The 21,964-nt window shown below is 72.2% G+C and carries 20 protein-coding genes; 4 read left to right on the top strand and 16 right to left on the bottom strand.

What is annotated here, in order from left to right; translation table 11 throughout:
• Window positions 1-24 precede the first annotated feature (24 nt).
• From ACWGR4_RS17015 to ACWGR4_RS16985, 7 genes are all read right to left on the bottom strand, one after another.
• A complete protein-coding gene (locus ACWGR4_RS17015; RefSeq protein WP_452133277.1) occupies window positions 25-1,905 on the bottom strand; it encodes a protein kinase domain-containing protein in 1,881 nt (626 codons plus the stop codon).
• Window positions 1,906-2,082: 177 nt separating this feature from the next.
• A complete protein-coding gene (locus ACWGR4_RS17010) occupies window positions 2,083-3,822 on the bottom strand; it encodes a glycerol-3-phosphate dehydrogenase/oxidase (RefSeq protein WP_452133276.1) in 1,740 nt (579 codons plus the stop codon).
• A 229-nt stretch (window positions 3,823-4,051) separates the two neighbouring features.
• Window positions 4,052-5,167: a GuaB3 family IMP dehydrogenase-related protein gene (locus tag ACWGR4_RS17005; RefSeq protein WP_078975688.1), complete on the bottom strand. Its 1,116-nt coding sequence runs from the start codon at window positions 5,165-5,167 to the stop codon at window positions 4,052-4,054.
• 135 nt (window positions 5,168-5,302) lie between these two features.
• A complete protein-coding gene (gene guaB, locus ACWGR4_RS17000; RefSeq protein WP_380005356.1) occupies window positions 5,303-6,805 on the bottom strand; it encodes an IMP dehydrogenase in 1,503 nt (500 codons plus the stop codon).
• Window positions 6,806-7,024: 219 nt separating this feature from the next.
• On the bottom strand, window positions 7,025-7,231 hold the full coding sequence (locus ACWGR4_RS16995) for a hypothetical protein (RefSeq protein ID WP_078975690.1): 207 nt from the start codon (window positions 7,229-7,231) through the stop codon (window positions 7,025-7,027).
• A complete protein-coding gene (shbA, locus tag ACWGR4_RS16990) occupies window positions 7,228-7,821 on the bottom strand; it encodes an RNA polymerase sigma factor ShbA (protein ID WP_078979276.1) in 594 nt (197 codons plus the stop codon). The genes ACWGR4_RS16995 and shbA overlap by 4 nt, the downstream gene beginning before the upstream one ends.
• Before the next feature lie 230 nt (window positions 7,822-8,051).
• On the bottom strand, window positions 8,052-8,663 hold the full coding sequence (locus ACWGR4_RS16985) for a response regulator transcription factor (RefSeq protein ID WP_020549179.1): 612 nt from the start codon (window positions 8,661-8,663) through the stop codon (window positions 8,052-8,054).
• Between the two features lie 549 nt (window positions 8,664-9,212).
• Here ACWGR4_RS16985 and ACWGR4_RS16980 point away from each other — a divergent pair.
• Complete coding sequence (locus tag ACWGR4_RS16980; protein WP_380005358.1) at window positions 9,213-9,539, top strand: WhiB family transcriptional regulator; 327 nt, start codon at window positions 9,213-9,215, stop codon at window positions 9,537-9,539.
• A 201-nt stretch (window positions 9,540-9,740) separates the two neighbouring features.
• Here ACWGR4_RS16980 and ACWGR4_RS16975 read toward each other — a convergent pair whose 3' ends face one another.
• The 3 genes from ACWGR4_RS16975 to groES form a co-directional block, all read right to left on the bottom strand.
• The gene (locus tag ACWGR4_RS16975; RefSeq protein WP_380005360.1) at window positions 9,741-10,559 is read right to left on the bottom strand and encodes an SDR family oxidoreductase; all 819 of its coding nucleotides are present in this window, start codon (window positions 10,557-10,559) and stop codon (window positions 9,741-9,743) included.
• A gap of 208 nt (window positions 10,560-10,767) precedes the next feature.
• Entirely contained in the window at window positions 10,768-12,396 is a 1,629-nt protein-coding gene (gene groL / locus ACWGR4_RS16970) for a chaperonin GroEL (RefSeq protein WP_380005587.1), read from the bottom strand.
• Between the two features lie 134 nt (window positions 12,397-12,530).
• Window positions 12,531-12,839, bottom strand: coding sequence for a co-chaperone GroES (gene groES, locus ACWGR4_RS16965; RefSeq protein WP_078975694.1), 309 nt, complete (start codon window positions 12,837-12,839; stop codon window positions 12,531-12,533).
• Window positions 12,840-13,155: 316 nt separating this feature from the next.
• Between groES and ACWGR4_RS16960 the strand changes: the two genes are divergently transcribed.
• A complete protein-coding gene (locus ACWGR4_RS16960; protein ID WP_452132815.1) occupies window positions 13,156-14,343 on the top strand; it encodes a class I SAM-dependent methyltransferase in 1,188 nt (395 codons plus the stop codon).
• 18 nt (window positions 14,344-14,361) lie between these two features.
• On the opposite strand, the gene ACWGR4_RS16955 is transcribed toward ACWGR4_RS16960, so the two are convergent.
• From ACWGR4_RS16955 to tsaB, 5 genes are all read right to left on the bottom strand, one after another.
• Window positions 14,362-15,255: a polysaccharide deacetylase family protein gene (locus tag ACWGR4_RS16955; RefSeq protein ID WP_380005364.1), complete on the bottom strand. Its 894-nt coding sequence runs from the start codon at window positions 15,253-15,255 to the stop codon at window positions 14,362-14,364.
• Between the two features lie 294 nt (window positions 15,256-15,549).
• Window positions 15,550-15,825 (bottom strand): hypothetical protein, encoded by a 276-nt coding sequence (locus tag ACWGR4_RS16950; protein ID WP_380005366.1) that lies wholly within the window; start codon window positions 15,823-15,825, stop codon window positions 15,550-15,552.
• Between the two features lie 2 nt (window positions 15,826-15,827).
• On the bottom strand, window positions 15,828-16,871 hold the full coding sequence (gene tsaD / locus ACWGR4_RS16945) for a tRNA (adenosine(37)-N6)-threonylcarbamoyltransferase complex transferase subunit TsaD (RefSeq protein WP_452132814.1): 1,044 nt from the start codon (window positions 16,869-16,871) through the stop codon (window positions 15,828-15,830).
• Window positions 16,864-17,352: a ribosomal protein S18-alanine N-acetyltransferase gene (gene rimI / locus ACWGR4_RS16940; RefSeq protein ID WP_380005370.1), complete on the bottom strand. Its 489-nt coding sequence runs from the start codon at window positions 17,350-17,352 to the stop codon at window positions 16,864-16,866. Before rimI ends, tsaD begins: the two co-directional genes overlap by 8 nt.
• A gap of 39 nt (window positions 17,353-17,391) precedes the next feature.
• Window positions 17,392-18,075 carry a tRNA (adenosine(37)-N6)-threonylcarbamoyltransferase complex dimerization subunit type 1 TsaB gene (gene tsaB / locus ACWGR4_RS16935; RefSeq protein ID WP_452132813.1) on the bottom strand — a complete coding sequence of 228 codons (684 nt, stop codon included), beginning with the start codon at window positions 18,073-18,075 and terminating at the stop codon, window positions 17,392-17,394.
• A 150-nt stretch (window positions 18,076-18,225) separates the two neighbouring features.
• Between tsaB and ACWGR4_RS16930 the strand changes: the two genes are divergently transcribed.
• Both ACWGR4_RS16930 and ACWGR4_RS16925 read left to right on the top strand, forming a co-directional pair.
• Window positions 18,226-18,849, top strand: a complete 624-nt coding sequence (locus ACWGR4_RS16930; protein WP_380005374.1) for a L,D-transpeptidase family protein — start codon at window positions 18,226-18,228, stop codon at window positions 18,847-18,849.
• A gap of 235 nt (window positions 18,850-19,084) precedes the next feature.
• Window positions 19,085-21,382 (top strand): transglycosylase domain-containing protein, encoded by a 2,298-nt coding sequence (locus ACWGR4_RS16925; protein ID WP_380005376.1) that lies wholly within the window; start codon window positions 19,085-19,087, stop codon window positions 21,380-21,382.
• Window positions 21,383-21,434: 52 nt separating this feature from the next.
• On the opposite strand, the gene tsaE is transcribed toward ACWGR4_RS16925, so the two are convergent.
• A complete protein-coding gene (tsaE, locus tag ACWGR4_RS16920; RefSeq protein WP_452132812.1) occupies window positions 21,435-21,953 on the bottom strand; it encodes a tRNA (adenosine(37)-N6)-threonylcarbamoyltransferase complex ATPase subunit type 1 TsaE in 519 nt (172 codons plus the stop codon).
• Window positions 21,954-21,964: the final 11 nt, after the last annotated feature.

Raw genomic sequence — 21,964 nt, 5'->3', positions numbered from 1 at the left:
GACCGGATCGTCTTCCGGGCCCGGTCAGCCGGCGATCGACAGGTGACGGCGGGCGTGCTCGTAATAGGCGCCGGCCGTGCCCCACAGGTCGTCGCGACCGCGCACGGTCAGCCAGTAGCGCAGGCCGGACGTGGTGCGCACGACCAGGTCCTTGCCGTGGTACGTGGTCAGGTCCTGGCCGCGCCAGACGTACTCCCACTCCGCGGCCTCGTGGCCCCGGTAGTCGATGGCCTGCAGGAGCAGCCGCTCGTAGTCCTCGCCGTCCAGCCGCTCCCGGCCGCCGACGCTGCCGTGCTCGCGGTGCGCGACCGACTCCTCGGGGGCCATCACGATGCCCCGGTCGACGGTGACGGTGACCGAGATCAGCCGGTCCGGGTCGGTCACCGTCAGCCCGCTCTGGCTGTCCGTACAGGTCCAGCCCTCCGGCACGGGCAGCGCGAAGCCCAGATCGGTGCGGCGCCGCCGGCGCAGTCGCGGTATCACCTTGTTGTCCACGAGCGGGCCGACCACCAGGCAGCCGCCGATCAGCGCGCCGACGATGATCGGATTCGGATTGATCTTCGCCACCTCCAGCGCGCCGCCGGCGATCACCCCGAGCAACATCGCGATCGGCACCGACCGGGGGATCCGCCGGTGCGGCAACACCAGCCACACGCTCAGCGCCAGCGCGAGCAGCACGATCGTGTACATCCCGGTCCAGTTGCCGAACGCGGCCAGCCAGCGCGCGCCGGCGGCGGTGGCGATGCCGACCGAGGTCAGGATGGTCGTCCAGTGCCGGAACCACCAGCGCGGCCAGCGCCGGTAGCGGGCCCGGAACGCGCCGCCCTCGCGGGGCAGGCGCACGTTGGTGAAGGTCTCGTCCAGGCTCCCCCGGGCGCCGCCCCGGCTGCCCGCGCCCGCCCGGGCCGGCGGACGCGGCGTGCCCGGCGCCCGCGGCGTGCCGGGGCGCAGCGGCGTGCCCGGGCGCAGCGGGGTGTGCGAATGGCCGGTCACCCGCACACCGTGCCGCCGCACCGCGCCGGGCCGGGTCCGGTCCGGCACAAAACGCTCGGAGGTCGATCCGCCGGCCGCGGTCGGCATGCGCTCGACGATCTCCAGGAGCAACTCGCGCACCTGGGTCACCGAGCCGCGCCGGGCCGGGTCCTTGACCAGCAGCGCCTTCAGTACCGGGGTCAGCGGGCCGGCCAAAAAGATCTCCGGGAAGCGGCCCGCGGCCACCGCGGCGAGGGTGGCCGCGTGGGTGTTGCGGCGAAACGCCGGTCGGCCCTCGACCGCCTCGAACAACGTCGCGCCGAGCGACCACAGGTCGGCGGGCGGCCCGGGCGGCTCGCCCGCGATCTGCTCCGGCGCCAGGTATTCGGGCGAGCCGACCATCGCGCCGGCCTGGGTGAGCGTGGCGCTGTCCTCGACCGAGGCGACCCCGAAGTCGGTGAGCACCACCCGGCCGTTGCGGGCCAAGAGCACGTTGGCGGGCTTGACGTCGCGGTGCAGCACGCCGACCTCGTGCGCGGCCTCCAGCGCGGCGAGCAGGCGCAGGCCCAATTCGGCGACCTGCTCGGGCGGGATCGGCCCCTCCTTGTCCAACTCCTGGGCCAGGGAGAGCCCGCGGACCAGTTCCATCACGATCCAGGGCCGCTCGTCCTGCTCGGCAACGTCGAAGATGGTCACCACGTTCGGGTGGTCGATCCGGGCCGCCGCCCGCGCCTCGCGCAACATCCGCGCGCTCAGCGTGCCGCGCTCGTCGTCGTCCTCGTAGCGGGGCAGCCGCATCTCCTTGACCGCCACGTCGCGATCCAACATGGTGTCCACCGCCCGCCACACGGTGCCCATCCCGCCCCGGCCCAGGTGATCACCCAGGCGGTATCGCCCCGCCAGCAGACGCTCGGGCGCTTCCGGGTCGGTCAAGTCTCTCGCTCCCCATACAGCCGCGGCCCCGCCGCGCGATCGGGTGGTTGCCTTCCCATACTCCTGTCCGGCGGCGCGCGGGGTCCACCGGTTCGCGGACGAACCTCGCCGACGACACCTGACCGGCCTATCGATGGAACGTGACGACGCCCGGGAAGGTGCCCACGACACTCCGGATCAACCGCCGGGATCGGGTGCCGCCGCCGGGCCGCGGCCGGAGACGATGTCCTCCGCCCCGAGCCGCATCGCGTCCGCCGTGTGATCGTCCATCTGCTCCTGCGAGGACCGCTCCGCCTCGATCCGCTTCAGGTAGTAGTCCACCTCCCGCCGCGACCGCTCCTCCTCCCATCCCAGCACCCGGGCCATCAAGGCGCCGCAGGCCCGGGCCGCCCGCGCACCCCGGTCGAACGTCTCGATCGACACCCGGGTGCGGCGATCCAGCACGTCGCCCAGGTGCAACGCGCCCTCGTGGGTGCACGCGTACACCACCTCGGCGGCCAGGTAGTCGTCCGCGCCGTCCAGCGGATACGCCAACTCCGGCTCCGCCGCGATCAGCGCCAGCGGCTCCTCGATCAGCGACCCGTACCGGTTCAACAGGTGCTCCACCCGGGCCACGTGCAGGCCGGTGCGCGCCGCCGTCGAGGCCCGCGCGTTCCACAGCGCCCGATACCCCTCCGCGCCCACCAGCGGCACCGTCGCGGTGCAACTCGGCGGCACCTTGCGATCCAGGCCGTGCACCGCGGCGTCCACCGCGTCCGCGGCCATCACCCGATACGTCGTGTACTTGCCACCCGCGACCACCACCAGGCCGGGCACCGGGTGCGCCACGGTGTGCTCGCGGGACAACTGCGAGGTGGCGTCCGACTCGCCCGCGAGCAGCGGACGCAGGCCCGCGTACACCCCCTCGACGTCCTCGCGGGTGAGCGGCACCGCGAGCACCTCGTTGACGTGGTCGAGCAGATACTCGATGTCCGCCCGACTCGCCGCGGGATGCACCTTGTCCAGATCCCAGCGGGTGTCGGTGGTGCCCACGATCCAGTGCCGGCCCCACGGGATCACGAACAGCACGCTCTTCTCGGTGCGCAGGATCAGCCCGGTCGAGGAGTGGATCCGATCCCTGGGCACCACCAGGTGGATGCCCTTGGAGGCGCGCACGTGGAACTGTCCGCGCTCGCCGACCATGGCCTGGGTCTCGTCCGTCCACACCCCGGTCGCGTTGACCACCTGCCCGGCCCGCACGTCGTACGTCGCGCCGGTCTCCACGTCGCGCACGTGCACCCCGACCACTCGCTCACCCTCGCGCAGGAAGCCGGTCACCGCCGCCCGCGAGGCCACGTGTGCGCCGTAGCCGGCCGCGGTGCGCACCAGGGTCATCGTGTATCGCGCGTCGTCCACCTGCGCGTCGTGGTACTGCACCGCACCCACCAGCGCGTCCTTGCGCAACGCCGGTGCCAGGCGCAGCGCCTGACGCCGCGTCAGCTGCCGATGCCGGGGCAGCCCCGGGTCCCGGCCGGCCGACATCGCCATCGTGTCGTAGAGCGTCACCCCGGCGGTGACGTAGGGCCGCTCCCAGCCGCGGTGGCGCAGCGGGTACAGGAACGGCACCGGCTTGACCAGGTGCGGCGCCAGCGTGCGCAGCAGCAGCCCGCGCTCGCGCAGCGCCTCACGCACCAGCGCGAAGTCCAGCATCTCCAGATAGCGCAGCCCGCCGTGGATCAGCTTGCTGGAGCGGCTGGAGGTGCCCGACGCCCAGTCGCGCGCCTCCACCAGACCCACCGACAGACCCCGGGTGACCGCGTCCAGGGCGGTGCCCGCGCCGACCACGCCGCCGCCCACCACGACGATGTCCAGTTCGCGCTCGGCCATCCGCCGCAGCGCCCGCGCGCGCTCCGCGGGCCCCATCGCCGTGGTCCGCATCCGCCACCTCCGACCTCGATCATCACGCAACGGACCACACGGACGGCGACGACGCGCCCCTCCTGCGTGTACCCATTGCCCCGCCGCCCGGACCCCGCATGCGCCGCACGACCCGCGCGCACCCCGCGGACGAGGTGCCCGAGCACCGCCCGCGAGCCACCCTTGAACCGCCCGGAAACGACGAACGGCCCCGAACACCAGGGTGTTCGGGGCCGGACGGGGGTTCGGGTCAGTGCGCGGGCGAGACCGTGACCTCGACCTGCTGGAACTTCTTCAGCTCCGAGTAGCCCGTGGTGGCCATCGCCCGACGCAGCGCGCCGAACAGGTTCATCGAACCGTCGGACACGTGCGAGGGGCCGAGCAGAATCTCCTCCAGGGTGCCCACCGCGCCCAGGTTCATCCGCCGGCCGCGCGGCAGTTCGGGGTGGTGCGCCTCCGAACCCCAGTGGTGGCCAGCGCCGGGGGCATCGCTCGCCCGGGCCAGCGCAGAGCCGATCATCACCGCGTCCGCACCGCACGCCACCGCCTTGGCGATGTCGCCGCTGCGGCCCACGCTGCCGTCGGCGACCACGTGCACGTAGCGGCCGCCCGACTCGTCGAGGTAGTCCCGCCGCGCCTCGGCCACGTCGGCCACCGCGGTCGCCATCGGCACCGCGACGCCGAGCACGCCGCGCGTGGTGTGCGCCGCGCCGCCGCCGAAGCCGACCAGGACGCCGGCCGCACCCGCCCGCATCAGGTGCAGCGCGCCCTGGTAGGTCGCGCACCCGCCGACGATCACCGGCACGTCGAGGTCGTAGATGAACTGCTTGAGGTTCAGCGGTTCGGCCCGACCGGACACGTGCTCCGCCGAGACGGTGGTGCCGCGGATGACGAACACGTCGACACCGGCGTCGATCACGGCCTTGTGGTACTGCGCGGTGCGCTGCGGCGACAGTGCCGCGGCGGTGACCACGCCCGAGTCGCGGATCTGCTTGATCCGCGCGCCGATCAGCTCCTCCTTGATCGGCTCGGCGTAGATCTCCTGCATCCGCCGGGTCGCCGCGTCCTCGTCGAGCGCGCCGATCTCCTCGATCAGCGGCGTCGGGTCCTCGTAGCGGGTCCACAACCCTTCGAGGTTGAGCACGCCGAGGCCGCCCATCCGGCCGACCTCGATCGCGGTCTGCGGCGACACGACGCTGTCCATCGGCGCGGTCAGGAACGGCAGCTCGAACCGGTACGCGTCGATCTGCCACGCGATCGAGACCTCTTCGGGGTCCCGGGTCCGCCGGCTGGGGACGATGGCGACGTCGTCGAAGTGATAGGCACGCCGGCCACGCTTGCCCCGGCCGATTTCGACCTCAGTCACGTTGCGCCTCTCCTGCTGGAATCGGTGGCTGGGAAAATCCCCGTATCCCAGGGTACGGGGCGAGTACGCAGGCGAGGGGCCCCGCCCGGCGTACGGACGGGGCCCCTCGGTGTAGTACGGATACCACGGCGCCCGCTAGCGCGAGTGGTAGTTCGGCGCTTCCTGCGTCATGTGGATGTCGTGCGGGTGCGACTCCTTGAGCCCGGCCGAGGTGATCCGCACGAAGCGGCCCTTGTCCTGGAGCTCGGCCACGGTCGCGGCGCCGGCGTAGCCCATCGACGCGCGCAGGCCGCCGATCAGCTGGTGCGCAACCGCGGACAGCGGGCCACGGTAGGGCACCTGGCCCTCGATGCCCTCGGGGACGAGCTTGTCCTCGGAGAGCACGTCGTCCTGGAAGTAGCGGTCCTTGGAGAAGGACTTGGCCTGGCCGCGCGACTGCATCGCGCCCAGTGAGCCCATGCCCCGGTAGGACTTGAACTGCTTGCCGTTGATGAAGATCAGGTCGCCGGGGCTCTCCTCGCAACCCGCGAGCAGGCTGCCCAGCATCACCGTGTCCGCGCCCGCCGCGATCGCCTTGGCGATGTCGCCGGAGTACTGCAGGCCACCGTCGCCGATCACCGGCACGCCCGCCGCCCGCGCCGCCTGCGCCGCCTCGTAGATCGCGGTGACCTGGGGCGCGCCGACGCCGGCGATCACCCGGGTGGTGCAGATCGAGCCGGGGCCCACGCCGACCTTGACGCCGTCCACGCCCGCGTCGATCAGCGCTTGGGCGCCGTCGCGGGTGGCCACGTTGCCGCCGATGACGTCGACCTTGGTGTTCGCCTTGACCTTGGCGATCATCTCCAGCACGTTGCGCGAGTGGCCGTGCGCGCTGTCCACCACGATGAAGTCGACGCCCGCCTCGACCAGCGCCTGGGCGCGGCGGTAGCTGTCGTCGCCGGTGCCGATCGCGGCGCCGACCACGAGCCGACCGTCGGCGTCCTTGGTCGCGTTCGGATACTGCTCGCTCTTGACGAAGTCCTTGACCGTGATCAGGCCGTGCAGCTTGCCGGCGTCGTCGATCAGCGGCAGCTTTTCCACCTTGTGCCGGCGCAGCAGCTCCATCGCCTGGTCGCCGGTGGTGCCGACCTTGCCGGTGACCAGCGGCATCGGGGTCATGATGTCGCGCACACGGCGCGAGTGGTCGACCTCGAAGCGCAGGTCGCGGTTGGTGACGATGCCGAGCAGTCGGCCCTTGTCGTCGGTGACCGGGACACCGCTGATCCGGAACCGCGCGCACAGCGCGTCGACTTCCTGCAGCGTGGCGTCGGCGCCGATGGTGATCGGGTCGAGCACCATGCCGGCCTCGGACCGCTTGACCGTGTCCGCCTGCGCGGCCTGGTCCTCCACCGACAGGTTGCGGTGCAGCACACCGACACCGCCCTGGCGGGCCATGGCGATCGCCATCCGCGCCTCGGTGACGGTGTCCATCGCCGACGACAGCAGCGGGATGCGGACGCGGATGTTGCGGGTGACCCGGGCGGAGGTGTCCACCTCGCTCGGCACGACGTCGGACGCGCCCGGCAGCAGCAGGACATCGTCGTACGTCAGCCCGAGCATCGCGAACTTCTCGGGTACGCCGTCGGCCGTGAGACTCATGACACCTTCCGAAGGTATTCCGATGGACCGCTCCGCCGGCCCCGCGAGGAACGGGGTCCCCGGGTAGCCGGGTAGGACGAGAACGCGCTCTCGGCAAGCGGATGGGTGGGTTGAGGGTTCATGCTACTGGCCCCGCGCGGTGCTTCGAGCCCGCTTGCCGACGGTGAGCACAACGGCACACTCGACCCCGACCATTCCCGGCCGGAATCGGCACCGGCCTCAGCACCGGTCCGGCACCACTCGACGGCGGTTCGCGGCGGTGCCGTCCACCTCGGCGAGCAGCGCGTCGAACAAGCCGACGATCCGGTCCTGGACGGGGAGCGGGCGCCGCCGGCGCAGCTGCTCCACGAGTTCGTCGTCCTGGCGCAGCAGACCCAGGTCGGCGGTGCCGGATCGGCCGCCGAACCGCACACCACCGCCGCTCACGCGGTCTTCTCCTCGCCCGCCAACGCCCGCAGGCGGGTCAACGCGCGATGTTGGGCGACCCGCACCGCGCCGGGCGACATGCCCATCGCCCGCCCGGTCTCCTCGGCGGACAACCCGACCGCGACCCGCAACACGAGCAGTTCGCGCAGGTTGTCGGGCAGCCTGCCGAGCAGGGCGCGCGCGTGTGCGGCGTCGCTGCGCCGCACCACTTGGTCCTCGGGCCCGGGGTGGTCGTCCACCGCCTCGGGCAGATCGCAGGTGGGCACCGCGCCGCGCATCGCGGCACGCTGCACGTCGACCACCTTGTGTGCCGCGATACCGAACACGAACGCCTCGAACGGGCGCCCCTCGTCGCGATATCGCGGCAGCGCGGAGAGCACCGCCAGGCACACCTCCTGCGCGGCGTCGTCGGCCGCGTGCTCGGCGCCGGAGACCCGGCCGAGCCGGGCCCGGCAGTAGCGCAACACCAGTGGTCGGACGTAGGCGAGCAGTTCGTCGGTCGCCTGCACATCCCCCTGGACCGCGCGGACCACGACGGCACGCATGCCGTCGTCGGCGTGCGCGTGTGCTTCGTACGACTCGTCCGGCATTCGCTCGGGGGTCCCACCCATGCCATTCAGTATGCAGGGATCGACGACCGAATCACGGCCATGCCGACCCGGGGGACTCATCCGGCCCCCCGGGCAACGGCATTCACCGCACGGACCCTCGCCCGTCGGGGGCCGTCGGCACCCGCCTCATCGCACAAGTCCCCACCGACCGTGGTCGCCCGGACGAACCCCCGGGCCCTCGCGGTCGGGGAGGTCCTCGCGGACGTTCGTCATCGCACGAGTCCCCACCGAAATCCCAGCGCGACCGCGTGCGCCCGGTCGGACGCGCCCAGCTTCTTGAACAGGCGTCGGGCGTGGGTCTTGACCGTGTCCTCCGACAGGAACAGCTCGCGCCCGATCTCGGCGTTGCTGCGCCCGTGGCTCATGCCCTCGAGCACCTGGATCTCACGTGCCGTCAGGGTCGGCGCCACGCCCATGTCGGGCGAGCGCAACCGCCGGGGCGCCAGCCGCCACGTCGGGTCGGCAAGCGCCTGGGAGACGGTCGCGCGCAATTCCGCGCGCGACGCGTCCTTGTGCAGATATCCCCGAGCCCCGGCGGCGACCGCGAGGGCCACCCCGTCCAGGTCCTCGGCCATCGTCAGCATGATCACCCGTGCGCCGGGGTCGCCGGCCAGGAGGCGGCGCACCGCCTCGACGCCGCCGAGCCCGGGCATCCGCACGTCCATGAGGACGAGGTCGGACCGCTCCGCGCCCCAGCGCCGCAGTACCTCCTCGCCACTCGTGGCCGTCGTCACCCTCTCGACGCCGGGGACCGTGGCCACCGCCCGCCGCAGGGTCTCCCGAACCAGCGGGGAATCGTCGCAGACCAGGACGGTCGTCATCGCCGGCCTCCGCAGTGGATCCGCGTCACGTTGAGCCTCCACGCCTGTACGTACCGTTTCCTTTGCGGCGGCCCCGAGGGTCGGTGGCTCGGGATCCAGCCCCGACCGCCCTCGTCGCCAACCGCTTCACCCACCCCAACGAGCATCACTCGAAAGGGTTACGGGGGGAGTTCCGCTCCGCCGCCACCACAACGAGGCGACCGTCCCGAAGGACACGCAAGGGTGAAGCCCGGCCGACCCACCCCACCCGGCAGCCGCCCCGCACACCCCCACTCCCCACTGCCCGAACCCCCGAACGCCCCTCCACCCACACCACACCCATTCGCACCACATCATCACGATTCACCCGATACCCCCGCCGCAGACCCCACCCTGGGTAATTTTTTCGGGATTCGATGCATAAGTGGGAATTAGGATTGGAACTGATCATTTCGTGACACAGTCGCACCTACTTCTGATCGCTTGATCACGACTGTTCTGCACGGTCCGCACCAGAGGTGGCATCCCTGCTCACCGATCACTCGTACGCGATAAGCAGAGGGACGAGTCATGGCTGATTTCTCGCGACTCCCCGGCCCCAACGCCGATCTGTGGGACTGGCAGCTGTCGGCAGCCTGTCGCGGAGTCGACAGCGCACTGTTCTTCCATCCCGAAGGCGAGCGAGGCGCCGCCAGGGTCGCCCGGGAGGCTTCGGCCAAGGAAGTCTGCATGCGGTGCCCGGTCCGTCGCCAGTGCGCCACGCACGCGCTCAAGGTGCGCGAGCCGTATGGCGTATGGGGCGGGCTCACCGAGGACGAACGGGTCGAACTCGACAGCGACCGCCGGCACGGGGTCGCCGCGGAACGGGCGGCCGCGGCGAGCGGCGCGCGTCCGTGACGCCCCGACCTCCACGATCTCCCACGCATCGACCCCCACGGGCGTCCACGCCTCGCCTCCCGCACCCATGGCGGAGCCCGACAACACCATCGTGAAACGTTCGGCGGCCCGCCCCCAAGCCAGGAGGCGGGCCGCCGAACGTCGACACGGGCGGGTCGCGCGACACGTGTCGGCACGGGACGTGAGGGAGGGTTCGGCCCGTTATTGGAAGGCGGACACGTCCATCTCCCACACCTTCGGCCAGTCCTTGCCCCGGAAGGAGGCGTCGGTGCCGCCGTCGCAGAAGACCACGGAGCCGACGAAGAAGCTCGACTCACCGCCGAGCAGGAACGCCACCAGCGCGGCGATCTCCTCGGGCCGGCCGCCGCGACCGGCCGGGATGGTGTTCAGGAACATCTCCATGCCCTCGGCGGTCAGCGGGTCGGTGCGCCCCTCGGCCGTCATCGGGGTCTCGATCAGGCCCGGCGCGATGGCGTTGAGCCGGATACCGTCGGCGATGTACTCGGCGCACCGGGTGCGGGCGTACCAGGCGAGCGCCGCCTTGGTCGCGGGGTAGGCCTGCAGCGCCGCGAACTCGCCGAACGCCTCGGCGGCCGCGCTCGCCCCCGCCTCGTCCCCGGACAGGCACAAGTCGGCCACCTCGACCGGCCAGTTCGGCTGCGCCGTCGTGGAGTTCGAGCTGATCAGCACGACCGAGGCGCCGTCGCCTGCGGCGAGCAGCGGACGCAGCCCCTCCAGGAGCACGATCGCGCCGAAGTAGTTCACCGACACCAGCAGGCCGCCCGACCGACCGGTGGCCGCGGCCAGGCCCGCGAACGGCACGAAGCCGTCGAGCACGCCGCCGGACAGCTCGGTGACCCGCGTGATCGCCTCGGCCCGACCCGCGGCCGTGCCCAGGTCCACGGTGACGTCGGCGTCGCGCAGATCGACGCCGATCACCCGGTGCCCGTCCGCCTCCAGCCGGGCCTTGGTCGCGGCGCCCAGGCCGGAGGCCGCGCCGGTGATCGCGTAGGTACCCATGTGTCTCCTTCGTGCTGCTCGACGGGATCGGCCGCACCCGGCGGCTGACGGTCCGTCAGTTATCGGGCTCGGGGCACTCTCGCAGATCGGGCCGGCGGCGAAAAGGCCGACGGGCCCGACCGCGGGGATGCGGTCGGGCCCGTCGGGGACGTGCGGGGTGGAACCGGTGCGCGGGGAGCCCGGGCACGCGGAACCGATGCGCGTGGAACTAGTGCGCGTGGCCGTGGCCGCCGTGGCTGTGCCCGGCGGGCTCTTCCTCGGCCGGCTTCTCGACGACCAGGGTCTCGGTCGTGAGCAGCAGCGACGCGATCGACGCGGCGTTCTGCAGCGCGGAGCGGGTCACCTTGACCGGGTCGATGACGCCCGAGTCGACCAGGTTGCCGTACTCGCCGGTCGCGGCGTTGAAGCCGTGCCCGACACCGAGCTCCTGCACCTTGTTGACGATCACGTAGCCCTCGAGGCCCGCGTTCTCGGCGATCCAGCGCAGCGGCTCGACCACGGCGCGACGCACGACCGCGACACCGGTCGCGATGTCGCCGGTCTGGCCCAGGTTCTCCGCGAGCACCGAGGCCGCGTGCACCAGGGCGGTGCCGCCGCCGGCGACGATGCCCTCCTCGATGGCCGCGCGGGTCGCGGAGACCGCGTCCTCGAGACGGTGCTTCTTCTCCTTGAGCTCGACCTCGGTGGCCGCGCCCACGCGGATCACGCACACGCCGCCGGCCAGCTTCGCGAGCCGCTCCTGCAGCTTCTCGCGGTCCCAGTCGGAGTCCGTGGACTCGATCTCACGCTTGATCTGCTTGACCCGGTCGGCGATCGCGGCACCGTCGCCGGCGCCGTCCACCAGGGTGGTGGCGTCCTTGGTGATGGTGATGCGACGGGCGCTGCCCAGCACCTCCAGGCCGACCTGGTCGAGCTTGAGGCCGACCTCGGGGGCGATGACCTGACCGCCGGTCAGGATCGCCATGTCCTCCAGCATCGCCTTGCGGCGGTCGCCGAAGCCCGGGGCCTTGACCGCGACCGCGTTGAAGGTGCCGCGGATCTTGTTCACGACCAGGGTGGACAGCGCCTCGCCGTCCACGTCCTCGGCCACGATCAGCAGCGGCTTCGACGCGCCGGCCTGGATGATCTTCTCCAGCAGCGGCAGCAGCTCGGCGATGGCCGAGATCTTGCCCTGGTGGATCAGGATGTACGGGTCGTCGAGGACGGCCTCCATACGCTCCTGGTCGGTGACCATGTACGGCGACAGGTAGCCCTTGTCGAACTGAAGGCCCTCGGCGAACTCCAGCTCCAGACCCATGGTCTGGGACTCCTCGACGGTGATCACACCGTCCTTGCCGACCTTGTCCATGGCCTCGGCGATCAGCTCGCCGATCTGCTTGTCCTGGGCGGACAGCGCGGCGACGGCGGCGATGTCCTCCTTGCCGTCGATCGCGCGGGCGGTGCCGAGCAGCTGCTCGGACACGGCGGCGACGGCCAGGTCGATGCCCTTCTTCAGGTCCATCGGGGCCGCGCCGGCGGCCACGTTGCGCAGACCCTCGCGCACCAGCGCCTGGGCGAGCACCGTCGCGGTGGTGGTGCCGTCACCCGCGATGTCGTTGGTCTTGGTCGCGACCTCCTTGGCGAGCTGCGCGCCAAGGTTCTCGTACGCGTCCTCGAGCTCCACCTCACGGGCGATGGTCACGCCGTCGTTGGTGATGGTCGGGGCACCGAACTTCTTGTCGATCACGACGTTGCGGCCCTTGGGGCCGAGCGTGACCTTGACGGTGTCGGCCAGCGCGTTGACGCCGCGCTCCAGCGACCGCCGGGCCTTCTCGTCGAACTGGAGGATCTTCGCCATGAGGGTCTTCGTCCTTAAAGGTTGCTTTTCGACGTCGTACAACCGACTCCGCCCCGGGTCCACCGGCCGCGAGGGCAGGGCGATCCGGGGCGGGGTCGTCGAACCGTCACCGGTTCCGGCGCGTCAGCGCGATGTCACTTCTCGATGATCGCGAGCACGTCGCGGGCCGAGAGAACGAGGTATTCCTCGCCGTTGTACTTCACCTCGGTGCCGCCGTACTTGCTGTACAGCACGGTGTCACCGACGGCGACGTCGAGCGGCAGACGCTGACCGTCCTCGAAACGACCCGGGCCCACGGCCAGGACGACGCCCTCCTGGGGCTTCTCCTTGGCGGTGTCCGGGATCACGAGACCCGACGCGGTGGTCTGCTCGGCCTCAAGCGTCTGAACCACGATGCGGTCCTCGAGCGGCTTGATGGCAACCTTGGTGTTGGCGGTCGTCACGATGCGACCTCCCCCTTCGGAGATCTCACGGAAAAATGTCTGTCGGCGAATGGGACAGATCCGTCGTCGCGGGTGCCGGACCTGCTCGTATCGCACTGGCACACTCATGGGGAGAGTGCCAGCACAGACACTAGGTGGCGGTTAGCACTCCGTCAACCAGAGTGCCAGATTCAGCGCGTCGCGAGCGTTCTTCATACCGATGGGCCACGGATCGATGGGGCCGGCTTCATGCCGATGGGCCACGGATCGAGGGGGCCGGCTTCATGCCGATGGGCCACGGATCGAGGGGGGCCGGGCGCTCGGCGAGAATGGCCGGGTGCACACCGACGCCATCGAAGCCCTCACCGCGCTGCGGACCGACGAGGGCCGCGCCCTGCTCGACCTGCTGGCCGAACACGACGCCGCGGACGAGTTGTCGCTGGCCACCCGGTTGCGTCGGGAACATCCGCCGGAGTTGATCGCCGCCGCGCTCACCCAGTCCCGGTTGCGGCAGCGTGGCCGGGCCAAGTTCGGGGCGGACGCGGACCGGATGTTCTTCACGGCCAACGGCCTGGAGCAGTCCACCCGGACCTCGGTGGCCGACCACCGGGCCGTCCGGCTGGCCGCGGCCGGCGTCCGCCGGGCGATCGACCTGTGCTGCGGCATCGGCGGCGACGCGCTCGCGCTGGCCCGCGCCGGGATCGCGGTGCACGCGGTCGACCTCGATCCGCCGACCTGCGCGGTGGCGCGGGCCAATGCGGAGGCGCTGGGCCTGGCCGACCTGATCACGGTCGAGTGCGCGGACGCGACCGCGGTGGATCCGTCCGGCTACGACGCGGCGTTGATCGACCCGGCCCGGCGCACCGCCCGCGGCCGCACCTTCGACCCCGAGTCGTACGCGCCGCCCTTCTCGTTCCTGACCACCCTCGCCGCCCGCGTCCCCGCCGGCGCGGCCAAGGTCGCCCCCGGCATCCCACACGAGATCGTGCCCGCCGGCATGGAGGCGGAGTGGGTCTCCGACCGCGGCGACGTCAAGGAGGCGGTGTTGTGGTGGGGCGGGCTCGCCCGGGCCGGCCTGCGTGCCACCCTGCTGCCCGGCGGCGCCGAGCTGACCTCGGGGGTCGTCCGGCAGGCGCCGGTGGGCCCGATGCGCCGCTACCTCTACGAGCCGGACGGCGCGGTGATCCGGGCCCATCTGGTGTCCGAGGTCGGCGAGTTGGTGGACGGCAACCTGGTGGACGAGACGATCGCCTACCTGACCTCGGACCGGCTGGTGCACACCGCGTTCGCGAGCGTGTACGAGATCACCGACGTGTTGCCGTTCAACCTCAAGCGGCTCAAGGCCCTGCTGCGCGAGCGCGGCGTCGGCACCCTGACGGTCAAGAAGCGCGGCTCGGCGGTCGAGCCGGAGGAGGTCCGCCGCCGGGTCCGCCCCACCGGCCCGAACGCGGCCACGGTGCTGCTGACCCGGGTGGCGGGCGCGCCCACGATGCTGATCGGTCACCCGGTGTCCGGCAGCGGGTGACCGGGGCCGAGGCGGTCCTCAGCCGATGTAGTCCTCCAGGCGCGCGATCGTGAAGCCCTGGGCCTGGATCTTGCGCAGCATGTTGCCGAACATCTCGGTCATCGTGGTGCCCTTGAGCTCACCGGGGCCGCGGAAGTGGGCCAGGATGATGTCGCCCGGGTGCAGCTTCTTCTCCCCCACGTACTGCATGTCGTTGATCTGCATCGACTCCTGCCACTTGACGATCGCGCCGATCCCGCCGCAACCGCCGGCCACCGTCTGCGTGGTCGCGTTCCAGTTGCCGTAGGGCGGGCGGAACAACGTCGGGCGTTTGCCGTACAGCTCGCCGAGCCGGTCCTGTTGGCCACAGATCTGGTGCTTTTGCGCGTCGGCGCCCAGGGTCTTCAGGTCGGGGTGGGAGAGCGTGTGGTTCTGCACGGTGGCGCCGAGGTCCTGGAGCTTGCGGAAGTATTCCGGGTCCTGGCGCACGTAGGTGTCGTTGAGGAACATCGCCACCGGGATGCGCAGGTCCCGCATCATGTCCAGGAACTTGGGATCCTTCTCCGCGCCGTCGTCGATCGTGATGAACACGATCTTCTCCTGCGTGGGGATCTTCTCCACCACCGGCGGCTTGGGCCCGCCCCCCTTGATCGGCTTGTCCGCGGGCGGGGCCGGCGGCGCGGCGAACGGCTTCAGGTTCCACTTCGCGGCGAGCGTGGCGGGGTCGGCGCCGGGGGTGTCCGGCTTGGCCGCGGGCGCCGGTTTGGCGGCTGCGGTCGAGGTGCCGCCGGAGGGTGCCCGGGTCGCCTTCACCGACGACGTGCCGTCGGATCCGCCGCCGCAGCCGGTCAGCGCGAGCAGCAGTACGCCGGCCAGGCCGACGCCGACCGAGGCGAATACGCCTCGCCGCTTTTGTACCGTTCCATGCACCACTGTCGCCGGCCCTTCCGTCGCCTGGACCGTTCGCCCGATCCACCCGCGCCCACGCTACGCGGCGCGGCGGCCTGTCACGGTCCGGACAAGCCCTGTTCAAGGGACTGTCGAAGGACTGTTGAGCGGCCGATGCGCTGGGCACACTCCCGGCAAGGCCAATGGCACGTGCGGCGGCACGCCGCCATCAGCCAAGGCACTCGACCCGCGTCCGGCTTGCGAATGGCCTCCTCGTCGGACGCGGGTCGAGTGTTGCGCCGACTCGGGCGGGGCGGGGGCAGGGGCGGCGCCGGGGCCTCAGGGGCCGACGCTGAGCCGTTCGAAGTTCCAGGTGTGCGGCGGCCTGGCGACCAGGGCGGCCGGCGGCTCGGGCAGCGCCACCGGCGGGCCGGTCCACAGCGCGATCACCACCACGCGGTCCCCGTCGGGTGCGTCCGGGGCGGCGAACACCTCGATCCGCTCCAGGCCGGGCGCGCCGGCCACGACGGGCAGCGCCACCTCGTGCACCCACGCGGCCAGCGCCGCACCGTCGCCGGACTCGGTCCTGGCCTCCCACATCGCCGCGATCGCCACGGTCAGGACACCGCCTGCGAGATCGTGACCGGCATCGACGAGTCGGCCGGGATGGACAACGTGGAGGGGGCCCGGTCGCGAGCGACCATCTCGGCGCCCAGCGCGGCGACCATCGCGCCGTTGTCGGTGCACAGGCCCGGCCGCGGCACGCGCAGCACGATCCCCGCCGCGTCGCAGCGCTCCTGCGCCAGCGCCCGCAGGCGGGTGTTGGCGGACACGCCACCGCCCATCATCAGGTGCCCGACGCCGTTCTCCTTGCAGGCCCGGATGGCCTTGCGGGTCAGCACGTCGACCACCGCCTCCTGGAAGGAGGCCGCCACGTCCGCCACCGGCACGCTCTCCCCGGCCCGCTGCCGGGCCTCGACCCAGCGCGCGACCGAGGTCTTGAGGCCGGAGAAGGAGAAGTCGAACGGCGCGTCGCGCGGACCGGTCAGCCCGCGCGGGAAGGCGATCGCGGCGCGGTCGCCCTCGCGTGCCCACCGGTCGATCACCGGTCCGCCCGGGAAGCCGAGTCCGAGCACGCGCGCGACCTTGTCGAACGCCTCGCCCGCCGCGTCGTCGATGGTCGACCCCAGCGGGCGCACATCGGAGGTGATGTCGGGCACGAGCAGCAGCGAGGAGTGCCCGCCGGAGACCAGCAACGCCATGCACGGCTCGGGCAGTTTGCCGTGCTCCAGCTGGTCAACGCACACGTGCGAGGCCAGGTGGTTGACGCCGTACAGCGGCTTGTCGAGGGCGACCGAGTAGCCCTTGGCCGCGGCGACGCCGACCAGCAGCGCGCCCGCCAGGCCCGGTCCCGAGGTGACCGCGATCGCGTCGATGTCGCGCATCGTGACACCCGCGTCGGCGAGCGCGCGCCGCACCGTCGGCACCATCGCCTCCAGGTGCGCGCGGCTGGCGACCTCGGGCACCACACCGCCGAACCGGGCGTGTTCGTCGACGCTGGAGGCGACCGCGTCGGCAAGCAGCGTGGTGCCGCGCACGATGCCGATGCCGGTCTCGTCGCACGAGGTCTCGATGCCCAGGACGAGTGGTTCGTCAGCCACCGGTGGCCGTTCCTTCCCGACGTTCCTTCAAATCGCAGCGCATCACCAACGCGTCCACGTTGGCGGGCTGGTAGTAGCCCCGGCGCACGCCGATCCCCTTGAAGCCGAAGCGCTCGTACAGCGCCTGCGCGCGGGCGTTGTCCACCCGCACCTCGAGCAGTACGTCCCGGCAGTCGCGTGCCACCGCCAGGTCGAGCAGTTCGGTCAACAGCAGCGCGCCCAGGCCCGTGCCCCAACGATCGCGGCGCACCCCGATGGTCTGCACGTCGCCCTCGTCGCCGATCACCGCGAGCCCGGCGTATCCCGCCAGGGCGCCGGTCTCGTCCTCGGCGACCACGTAGTGCCGCATCTCCGGTTCCGACAACTCGGACCAGAACATCCCCGCCGACCACGCGTCCTCGGCGAACAACTCGTGCTCGAGTCGCATCACGGCCTCGATGTCCCACCACCGCATCCGCCGCAGGCGAGACCCGAATTCCATGCCGGAAGTCTAGAGCCTGCCCGGTGTGGCCCGGCCGGGCTACGCCCCGGGCGGGGGCCCCGCGGGGGTGACGGCCTTGTAGCCGGCGGGGACCTGGGCGTCGGGGCGGCGCAGGTAGAGGGGCTCCGGCGGGAGCAGGTCGAGGCCGGCGGTCAGGCGTTCGACGGCGAACGCCGCTAGCGCGGCGGCGTCCGGGTGTTCGGGGCCGCGCACGTCCGCGAACGAGTCCGGGTACAGCGCGGCGCCCGCGCCGACGGCGGGCAGCGCGGTGACGCTCGCGGCCAGGTCGCCGGCGCGGTCCACCGACGGTCCCTCGACGCGCGTGTGGGCGTCGTCGTACCGCGCCCAGTAGACCTCCTTGCGGCGCGCGTCGGTCGCGGCCGTGAACGGCCCGGCGACCGTGGCCTCGCGCCCGGCCGCGTACGCGAGCGCGTCCAGGGTGCATACGCCGTGCACGGGGATGCCGAGCGCGTCGCCCAGCGCGAGCGCGGTCACGATGCCCACCCGCAGGCCGGTGTACGGCCCGGGGCCGACGCCGACCGCGATGTCGGTGAGCTCGGCGCGGGTGCGTCCCGCCGCCCGGAGCACGTCGACGATGCCGGGCGCGAGCAACTCGCCCTGCCGGCGCGCGTCGATGCGGGTGGAACCGGCGAGCACGCGGGAATCGTCGTGGAGGGCGACCGTGACGGCCGGGGTGGCGGTGTCGAAGGCGAGCAGCAGCACGGCACCAGGCTACCGACCGCGGAGCGCGGGCCCGCCCGCCGGCGCCTCCCGGGACGCGTTCGCGAGGAAAAGCCGACCCGGCTCCGACGCGGGGACACCGGCTGCCGGCACCATGGAGGCCGACACACGGCGGAAGAGGGACCCAAGGCAATGGCGAAGCGGCTCAACCCGGGCGTGGCCGTCGCGGGCATCACCATCGCCGCGCTGGTCGGCGTCGGCTTCCTCGCGGCCCAGGCCGCGAACTCCGCGCCGGACAATCGGGGGATAGCGCGGACGAGCACGCCGACCCCCTCCGGCGCCTCCGGCGCGCCCGTGGCGCCGGTCTACGTCCCACCGGCCGTGCCCGCCAACTCCGGCACCGGCAAGCGGGTCGTGTATTCGCTCAAGGACAACCACGTCTGGCTGGTCGACGAGGCCGAGCGCATGTTGCGCGAGTATCCGGTGGCCGCCGCGCCGATCAGGCCGCAGCCGGGCACGTTCCAGGTGACGCTGAAGAAGGAGGAGGCGCAGACCGGCAGCGACGGCCTGCGGATCACCTACTCCGTGCGCTTCGGCGCGGTCCAGGGCGTGCCGCTCGGCTTCGCGGCCACGGACACCCCGCTGGACCAGATCGACAGTGGCGGCAAAACCGGCCCCTCCCCCACCGGCACCGCCCGCCCGCGCACCTCGGCGCCGCCCGCCAAGCAGAGCGCGGGCATCCGCTCGAAGCCGGACGACGGCGTCGCGCTGTGGAACTTCGCCCCGGTCGGCACACCCGTCATCGTGGTGCCGTGAGCCCGGTCGCGATCCGCTGAGCCCCGGTCGCGACGCGCCGAGCGCCGCCGCGAGGCCCTGAGCCGATCGGGTCCGCCGCGCCACGCCCACCATTGTCCGATTCGGCAGCCTTTCTTTGGCTTTGCCCACATATCATCGGAATGATGATCCCTCTGGTCACACCGGCCCCACCGGGCACACGCGGGCGACCGGCAGGGCCCGTCAGGGCAATGGCACCGAGGAACAGGTGGGCGGCGTGGCGCACGACTCCTCCGGTCCGAGCGGTCCCGGCGACGTCCAAGGGCCGACTCCCCGGCGCAGGCTGTTCGACTATCCCCGGAGCAATCGCCGGGGTCCGCGCCGTTGGCTGCCCTCGTTCAAGCACCTGCTCACCCTGCTGCTCCTGGCCCTCTCCGGTCTGTTCGCCGCCGTGGGCCTGGTCTACGCGATCACCCCGGTTCCCGAGACGGTCAACGCGCAGGCCCGGCAGGAGAGCAACGTCTGGAACTGGAGCGACGGCACCGAGATCACCCGCACCGGCGCCACCAACCGGCAGGCGGTGCCGCTGGCCGCGATCCCGATCGACGTGCAACACGCGGTGCTCGCCGCCGAGGACCGCTCCTTCTACTCGAACTCCGGGGTCTCGATCACCGGCACCGTCCGCGCCCTGCTGAGCAATCTCGCGGGCGGCGGAGGCGGCCTCCAGGGCGGCTCGACGATCACCCAGCAGTACGTCAAGAACGTCTACCTCACCCAGGAACAGACCCTGGGCCGCAAGTTCAAGGAAGCCATCATCGCGGTCAAGCTCGACCGCACCGTGGCCAAGGACGACATCCTCACCGGCTACCTCAACAGCGTGTACTTCGGGCGCGGCGCCTACGGCGTCGAGGCCGCCGCACAGGCGTACTACGGCGTCGACGTCGGGCAACTCACCGTCGAACAGGGCGCCTACCTCGCGGTGTTGCTCAACGCGCCGAGCGCCAACGACGTGCGCAACGCGGGCGAGGCGGGGCGGCGGCGGATCCTCGCCCGGTGGAACTACGTGCTCGACGGCATGGTCAAGGAGAAGTGGCTGACCCCCGAGCGGCGCGCCGGCATGGTCTTCCCGGAGCCGGTCGATCCGCGCCCGGCGGCCAACCTGGCCGGGGTCAACGGCTATCTGGTCGAGATGGCCAAGCGCTACCTGCTCGACCACAAGGTGGTCGACGAGGACCGGCTCGACGCGGGCGGCTACGCGATCACCACCACGTTCGACAAGCGCAAGACCGAGACGCTGTACAAGACCGTGCAGGACCAACTCGCCCAGTCGCTCGACCCCACCGACCGCTCCGTCGACGTCGGGGTGCGGGTGGGCGCCGCGTCCGTGGAGCCCGGCACCGGGCGCATCGTCGCGGTCTACGGCGGCCCGAACTACGTCAAACAGTTCGTCAACGACGCCACCCGCCGCGACGTGCAGGTCGGCTCCACGTTCAAGCCGTTCGTACTCGCCGCCGGACTGCGCGACGGCGCCCAGGACCCGGACGGCAAACGGGTGCGGATCACCCCGGCCACGGTCTACAACGGCAACGACAACGTGGTGATCCACTACCCGAACGGCAAGCCGGTGATCCAGGACGGGGTGCCGTGGCAGCCCGGCAACGAGGACGGGGTGAGCTACGGGCAGATCACCCTGGCCCGGGCGATGGACCGGTCCGTCAACACCGCCTACGCCCAACTCGGCATGGACGTGGGCACCGATCGGGTGGTGCGGGCCGCGGTGGACGCGGGACTGCCCGCGACCACGCCTGGGCTGCGCCCCGTACCGTCCGTCTCGCTGGGCACCTCCACGCCCAGCGCCCTGGACATGGCCGCGGCCTACGCCACCTTCGCCGCCGAGGGCAAGCAGCGCGACGCGTACCCCGTGGACAAGCTCAGCCGCGGCGGCGACACGATCGACCTGCCGGACCACGACGCCAAGGACGCCTACGACAGCCGGCAGGCGGACGCGGTCACCCGGGTGTTGCGCGGCGTCGTGGACGACGGCACCGGATTTCGCGCGCAGGCGCTGAACCGCCCGGCGGCGGGCAAGACCGGCACCACCGACGACAACCGTTCGGCCTGGTTCGTCGGGTACACCCCGGACCTGGCCACCTCGATGGGCATGTTCCGCGAGGACGCCGACACGCACGCGTTCCTGTCCCTGTCCGGGGTCGCCGGGCTGGCCCGGGTGGACGGCGGCAACCTGCCGACCCGGATGTGGACGACCTACATGCGCGCCGCGCTCGCCGGCACCGGCGTCGCCGACTTCCCGGAGGACACCGAGGGTGGTCTCGGCGGTCCCGACACCGGTCTGGTGCCGCCGAGCACCGGTACGCCGCCGCCCGGCACGGCGCCCCCGACGACGGCGCCCGCGAGCAGCACGCCGCCGAACACCACCCCGCCGACCACGACGGCGCCGAGCGGCACCTCCTCGCCGGGTACGCCCACCGGCGGCGGAGCGAGCACCCGCCCGCCGAGCCGGTCCCCGAGCCCGCCCGAGACACCCGCCTCCCAGGCCCCGGCGGCGGGCACCTGACCGGCGCCCGTCCCGGCGGATCCCGATGGATCCGCCGAACCGGCCCGGGGCGTCAGCCCGCCAACCCGTCCAGGTCGGCGCCGGCCCAGCGGGCCCCGATCCCGGTCACCCGGATCGTGCGCACCTCGTCGCCGGCGAAGTCGCCCGCACTCGCGGCGAGCGGGTCCGCATCGGCGTGGTCGCGGTCGATGGCCACCTCCAGGCGGTCCTCGGTCAGGTCCTCGACCATGCCCTCGCCCCACTCCACGACGGTCACCGACTCGTCGAGCGAGGCTTCGAGGTCGAGGCCGTCGATCTCCGCGGTGACGTCGGCGGAGCCGCCGAGTCGATAGGCGTCGACGTGCACCAGGGCCGGACCGCCGACCTCGGACGGATGTACGCGGGCGATCACGAACGTCGGCGAGGTCACCGCGCCCCGCACGCCCAGGCCCACCCCGATGCCCTGGGTCAGCGTCGTCTTGCCCGCGCCCAGACCGCCGGACAACACGAGCAGGTCGCCCGCCCGCAACACCTTCGCCAACCGGGCGCCCAGCGCGCGCGTGTCCGCGCCGCCGGCGACCGTCACGGTCACACTTCGCACCA

Source organism: Embleya sp. NPDC055664 (genome assembly GCF_053618075.1).
Note: the sequence above shows the minus strand (reverse complement) of the source record. Positions and strands in the feature narration are given on the sequence as shown.

Excerpts from the sequence above, each read along its gene's own strand:
- guaB (WP_380005356.1), bottom strand. The coding sequence starts at position 6,805 with ATGAGTCTCACGGCCGACGGCGTACCCGAGAAGTTCGCGATGCTCGGG.
- groL (WP_380005587.1), bottom strand. The coding sequence starts at position 12,396 with ATGGCGAAGATCCTCCAGTTCGACGAGAAGGCCCGGCGGTCGCTGGAG.
- shbA (WP_078979276.1), bottom strand. The coding sequence starts at position 7,821 with ATGCCGGACGAGTCGTACGAAGCACACGCGCACGCCGACGACGGCATG.
- ACWGR4_RS16975 (WP_380005360.1), bottom strand. The coding sequence starts at position 10,559 with ATGGGTACCTACGCGATCACCGGCGCGGCCTCCGGCCTGGGCGCCGCG.
- rimI (WP_380005370.1), bottom strand. The coding sequence starts at position 17,352 with ATGGAATTCGGGTCTCGCCTGCGGCGGATGCGGTGGTGGGACATCGAG.
- ACWGR4_RS16985 (WP_020549179.1), bottom strand. The coding sequence starts at position 8,663 with ATGACGACCGTCCTGGTCTGCGACGATTCCCCGCTGGTTCGGGAGACC.
- ACWGR4_RS16980 (WP_380005358.1), top strand. The coding sequence starts at position 9,213 with ATGGCTGATTTCTCGCGACTCCCCGGCCCCAACGCCGATCTGTGGGAC.
- ACWGR4_RS17010 (WP_452133276.1), bottom strand. The coding sequence starts at position 3,822 with ATGCGGACCACGGCGATGGGGCCCGCGGAGCGCGCGCGGGCGCTGCGG.
- ACWGR4_RS16930 (WP_380005374.1), top strand. The coding sequence starts at position 18,226 with ATGGCGAAGCGGCTCAACCCGGGCGTGGCCGTCGCGGGCATCACCATC.